The organism is Arthrobacter sp. I3 (genome assembly GCF_000520575.1).
Lineage (GTDB): Bacteria > Actinomycetota > Actinomycetes > Actinomycetales > Micrococcaceae > Arthrobacter > Arthrobacter humicola_A.
In genome coordinates this window covers 28,481-34,101 of the sequence record NZ_KI914920.1, presented here as the reverse complement: position 1 = coordinate 34,101, position 5,621 = coordinate 28,481, and the positions used below count along the sequence as shown (strand labels likewise).

Sequence of the window (5,621 nt, the reverse complement as noted above, 5' to 3'; positions counted from 1 at the left end):
GCCGACGGCCAGTACGTCGCCTCCACCACCGCCGGCGACTGGCTGGACCGGATCGCCGTGCACAATCTGGGCCTCCGCACCAACGCCAAGCTCTCCGTGCACCCCGAAGGCGTGCTGTTCGAGCGCGCGGGCGCCGGCCCGGTGTTCATCCCGGCCGGACGCCTGACCGGTGTGCGGCAGGAAAGCGGCATGGCCGGAAAGTTCGTGGAAAAGGACGGCCTGCTGGTGCTCAGCTGGATGCTCGGTTCCCACGAACTCGACACCGGCTACCGGACGCGCCGCGCCGAGGACAAAGCCGTGCTCCTCACCACCCTCCAAGATTTGATCTCCGCAGCCCCTCAGGCAGAAGCCGATAGTGGAAAGTAACGACGTGACGGACCCCAACGAAGTGACAGCAACAGCAGTGTCAGAAAAATCAGTGACAGAAGCTGCAGAGCCAGCAAAGGCCGCCGCTGCAGCATCCACCCCCGCGGTCCTCGTGCTCGAGGACGGCCGGATTTTCCGCGGCACCAGCTACGGCGCCACCGGAACGGCCCTCGGCGAAGCAGTCTTCGCGACCGGCATGACCGGCTACCAGGAGACCATCACCGACCCCTCCTACGCACGCCAGCTCGTGGTCCAGACCGCGCCGCACATTGGCAACACCGGCGTCAACACCGACGACGCCGAGTCCCGCCGCATCTGGGTGGCCGGCTACATCGTCCGCGACGCCGCGCGCCGGCCCTCCAACTGGCGTTCCGAACGCCCCCTCGACGACGAGCTCGTCGAGCAGGGGATCGTCGGCATCCAGGGCGTCGACACCCGCGCCATCACCCGCCACCTGCGCGAACACAAGACCATGCGCGCCGGCATCTTCTCCGGCGACGCCGCCCGCACCACGGACAAGGAACTCATCGACGCCGTCCTGGCCAGCGCGCCGATGGAAGGCTCACGGCTCGCCGAGGAAGTCAGCGTGGACGCCGCCTACACGGTGGAGCCCAAGGACTTCGGCTGGGACGGCGAGCCGCGGTTCAGCATTGCCGCTATCGACTTGGGCATCAAGCGCATGACCCCCGTCCGGTTCGCCGAGCGCGGGGTGCGGGTGCACGTGCTGCCCGCCACGGCAACCCTCGCCGACGTCCAGGCCGTCAACCCGGACGGCTTCTTCATGTCCAACGGCCCCGGCGACCCCGCCACCGCGGACAACCAAGTGGCGCTGCTGCGCTCCGTGCTCGATGAGAAGATCCCGTACTTCGGTATCTGCTTCGGCAACCAGATCCTCGGCCGGGCCCTCGGGTTCGGCACCTACAAGCTCCGCTACGGCCACCGCGGCCTGAACCAGCCCGTGATGGACCGCCGCACCGGCAAGGTCGAAATCACTTCGCAGAACCACGGCTTCGCCGTCGACGCCCCGCTCAACGGCGCCACCCAGGCCCCCGAGGAACGCTTCGGCCGCGTCGAGGTCAGCCACGTGAGCCTCAACGACGACGTCGTCGAAGGACTGTCCTGCCTCGACATTCCGGCCTTCTCCGTGCAGTACCACCCCGAAGCGGCCGCCGGCCCGCACGACGCCGCCTACCTCTTCGACCGCTTCATCGAACTGATGGCGGACGCTTCTTCAAAGACAGAGACCGGCACAAAGACTGCCACCGATTCCAAGACTGAGGACACGAAGTAATGCCCAAGAGAACTGACCTCAAGAGCGTCATGGTCATCGGGTCCGGCCCGATCGTGATCGGCCAGGCCGCCGAATTCGATTACTCCGGCACCCAGGCGCTGCGCGTCCTCAAGGAGGAAGGCCTGCGGGTCATCCTCGTCAACTCCAACCCGGCCACCATCATGACGGACCCCGAGTTCGCGGACGCGACCTACATCGAGCCGATCACCCCCGAAGTGGTGGAGAAAATCATCGCCAAGGAGCGCCCCGACGCGCTCCTGCCGACCCTCGGCGGCCAGACGGCCCTCAACACGGCCATCGCGCTGGACAAGAACGGCGTCCTGGAGAAGTACAACGTCGAGCTGATCGGCGCCAACATTGCCGCGATTGAGCTGGGCGAGGACCGCGAGAAGTTCAAGGGCGTCGTCGAGCGCTGCGGCGCCGAGTCGGCCCGCAGCCACATCATCCACACCATGGACGAGGCACTCGCCGCGGCCGGTGACCTCGGTTACCCGATGGTCGTCCGTCCCTCCTTCACCATGGGCGGCCTGGGCTCCGGGCTGGCCTACGACGAGGGGGACCTGCGCCGGATCGTCGGCCAGGGCCTGCAGTACAGCCCCACGTCCGAGGTGCTGCTCGAAGAGAGCATCCTCGGCTGGAAGGAGTACGAGCTCGAGATGATGCGGGACAAGAACGACAACGTCGTGGTGGTCTGCTCCATCGAGAACTTCGACCCGGTCGGCGTACACACCGGCGACTCGATCACTGTCGCCCCGGCCCTGACCCTGACGGACCGCGAATACCAGCGGCTGCGCGACATCTCCATCGCGGTCATCCGCGAGGTCGGCGTCGACACCGGCGGCTGCAACATCCAGTTCGCCGTCGAGCCGGACACCGGCCGCGTCGTCGTGATCGAAATGAACCCCCGCGTCTCCCGTTCCTCCGCCCTCGCGTCCAAGGCCACCGGCTTCGCGATCGCCAAGATCGCCACGAAGCTGTCCCTCGGCTACACCCTGGACGAGATCCCGAACGACATCACCCAGAAGACCCCGGCGTCCTTCGAACCGACCCTGGACTACGTGGTGGTGAAGGTCCCGCGCTTCGCGTTCGAGAAGTTCCCGGCGGCGGACCCCACCCTGACCACCACCATGAAGTCGGTGGGCGAGGCCATGGCCATGGGCCGGAACTTCACCGAGGCGCTGCAGAAGGCCTTGCGCTCCCTGGAGCAGAAGGGCTCCCAGCTGGACTTCAGCCACGTCCCGGAATGGGAAGTCGCGGAGCTGATCGAGAAGGCCAAGCGTCCCACCACCGAGCGCCTGCACCAGGTGCAGCGCGCCATGCTCGGCGGCGCCACCGCGGAACAGCTCTTCGAGGCGACCAAGATCGACCCCTGGTACCTGGACCAGCTCCAGCTGCTGAACGAGATCTCGCTCGAAATCCGCCAGGCCGCGGCGCTGACGCCGGAGATGCTGACCCGCGCCAAGCGCCACGGCTTCTCCGACGAACAGATCGGTGCGCTGACCCACAACTCCGAGGACGTCGTCCGCGGGGTCCGGCAGGCCCTGGGCATCCGTCCCGTCTACAAGACCGTGGACACCTGCGCGGCCGAGTTCGCCGCCTACACCCCGTACCACTACTCCTCCTATGACGAGGAGGACGAGGTTGCGCTGCACGCCAAGCCGTCCATCATCATCCTCGGGTCCGGCCCCAACCGGATCGGCCAGGGCATCGAGTTCGACTACTCCTGCGTGCACGCCTCGATGGCGCTGCGCAAGGCCGGCTACGAGACCGTGATGGTCAACTGCAACCCGGAAACCGTCTCCACCGACTACGACGTCTCCACCCGGCTCTACTTCGAACCGCTCACCCTGGAGGACGTCCTCGAGGTCATCGCGGCCGAGGAGCGCACCGGTGGGGTCATGGGCGTCTTCGTCCAGCTCGGCGGCCAGACCCCGCTCAAGCTCGCCCAGCAGCTCGCCGACGCCGGCGTGCCGATCCTCGGCACCTCGCCGGAGGCAATCGACCTCGCCGAACACCGCGGCGCCTTCTCCCGCGTCCTCGACAAGGCCGGGCTCGTCTCGCCGAAGAACGGCACCGCCGTGTCCTTCGAGGACGCCAAGAAGATCGCCGACGAGATCGGCTACCCGGTCCTGGTCCGGCCCTCCTACGTCCTCGGCGGACGCGGCATGGAGATCGTCTACGACGAGCCCAACCTCTCCCGCTACATCGCCAACGCCACCGAGATCACCCCCGACCACCCGGTGCTGATCGACCGCTTCCTCGAGGACGCCGTCGAGATCGACGTCGATGCCCTCTACGACGGCACGGAGATGTACCTCGGCGGCATCATGGAACACATCGAGGAGGCCGGCATCCACTCCGGCGACTCGGCCTGCGTCCTGCCGCCCATCACCCTGGGCGGCAACGTGCTGGAACGGGTGCGGACCGCCACCCTGGCGATCGCCGAGGGCGTGGGCGTCCGCGGCCTGATCAACATCCAGTTCGCCCTGGCCTCCGACGTGCTCTACGTCCTCGAAGCCAACCCGCGCGCGTCCCGCACCGTCCCGTTCGTCTCCAAGGCCACGGGTGTCCAGATGGCGAAAGCCGCGGCCCTGATCGGCACCGGCGTCACCATCAACCAGCTCCGCAGCGCCTACAAGATGCTGCCGGAGAGCGGCGACGGCTCCACCCTGCCGCTGGACGCGCCGGTCTCGGTCAAGGAAGCCGTGCTGCCGTTCAGCCGCTTCCGCACCCCGGAGGGCAAGGTGGTCGACTCCCTGCTCGGCCCGGAAATGCGCTCCACGGGCGAGGTCATGGGCATCGACAAGCACTTCGACACGGCCTTCGCCAAGAGCCAGGCGGCCGCGAACAACGCCCTGCCCACCGAGGGCAAGATCTTCGTCTCGGTGGCCAACCGGGACAAGCGCTCGGTCATCATGGGCGTCAAGCGGCTCTCGGACCTCGGCTTCGAGATCGTCTCCACCGGCGGCACGGCCGACGTGCTCCGCCGCAACGGGATCCAGGCCACCCCGGTCCGGAAGGTCGCCGAAGGTTCCAGCGCCGAAGGCGAAGGCACCATCGCCGACCTCATCATCGCCGGCGAGATCGACATGGTCTTCAACACCCCCTCCGGCGGCGAGGCCCGCAGCGACGGCTACGAACTCCGTGCCGCCGCGACCTCGATCGGGATCCCGTGCATCACCACCGTGGCCGAGTTCAACGCCGCCGTCCAGGCCATCGAGGCGCTGCGCACCTACGAATGGTCGGTCACGAGCCTGCAGGAACACGCCGCGAACCTGAAGGCGCTCCAGGATGCCTGAGGCATCCACCGCCCCGGCGGCCGGCCGGGAGACCTTCGGCTCCCGGCTGGGGCGGGCCATGGCGGACCGCGGCCCGCTGTGCGTCGGCATCGACCCGCACCCGGCGCTGCTGCAGCGCTGGGGGCTCACTGACGACGCCGCCGGGCTGGAACGCTTCTCGCTGACCGTGCTGGAGGCCGTGGGCTCCCTCGCTGCCGCGGTGAAACCGCAGGTGGCCCTGTACGAGCGCCACGGATCGGCTGGAATCGCCGTGCTCGAACGCACCCTGGCCGCGGCGGCGGAAGCGTCCGTGCTGACCATCGCGGACGCCAAACGCGGCGACATCGGCTCCACCATGGCCGCCTACGCCGACGCCTGGCTGCGGGACGGCTCGGCCCTGGCCGCGGATTCGGTGACGTTGAGCCCCTACCTGGGCTTCGAGTCGCTCCGGCCCGCCCTGGACCTGGCGGCCGCGACCGGGCGCGGGGTGTTCGTCCTCGCGCTGACCTCGAATCCGGAGGGCGCCTCGGTCCAGCACGTCGGCGGGGCCGATTCCGTCGCACGGCGGATCACCGAAGCGGCCGCGGTGGAGAACCAGCGCTATGACGGTTCGCTCGGTTCCGTGGGCCTGGTGGTCGGTGCCACGGTGGGCTCGGCCCTTTCCGCACTGGATATCGATCTGGCGC

4 protein-coding genes are annotated in these 5,621 nt (G+C 68.3%); all 4 read left to right on the top strand.

Features of this window, described 5'->3' with window-relative positions; all coding sequences use genetic code 11:
• A partial coding sequence (locus tag Y706_RS29220) for a PH-like domain-containing protein (protein WP_028276463.1) occupies positions 1-366 on the top strand: 366 nt, incomplete at its 5' end.
• Positions 367-418: 52 nt separating this feature from the next.
• Complete coding sequence (carA, locus tag Y706_RS0109825; protein ID WP_028276462.1) at positions 419-1,657, top strand: glutamine-hydrolyzing carbamoyl-phosphate synthase small subunit; 1,239 nt, start codon at positions 419-421, stop codon at positions 1,655-1,657.
• The gene (gene carB / locus Y706_RS0109820; RefSeq protein ID WP_028276461.1) at positions 1,657-4,956 is read left to right on the top strand and encodes a carbamoyl-phosphate synthase large subunit; all 3,300 of its coding nucleotides are present in this window, start codon (positions 1,657-1,659) and stop codon (positions 4,954-4,956) included. Before carA ends, carB begins: the two co-directional genes overlap by 1 nt.
• A partial coding sequence (gene pyrF, locus Y706_RS24730; protein WP_043435828.1) for an orotidine-5'-phosphate decarboxylase occupies positions 4,949-5,621 on the top strand: 673 nt, incomplete at its 3' end. The genes carB and pyrF, both read left to right, overlap by 8 nt.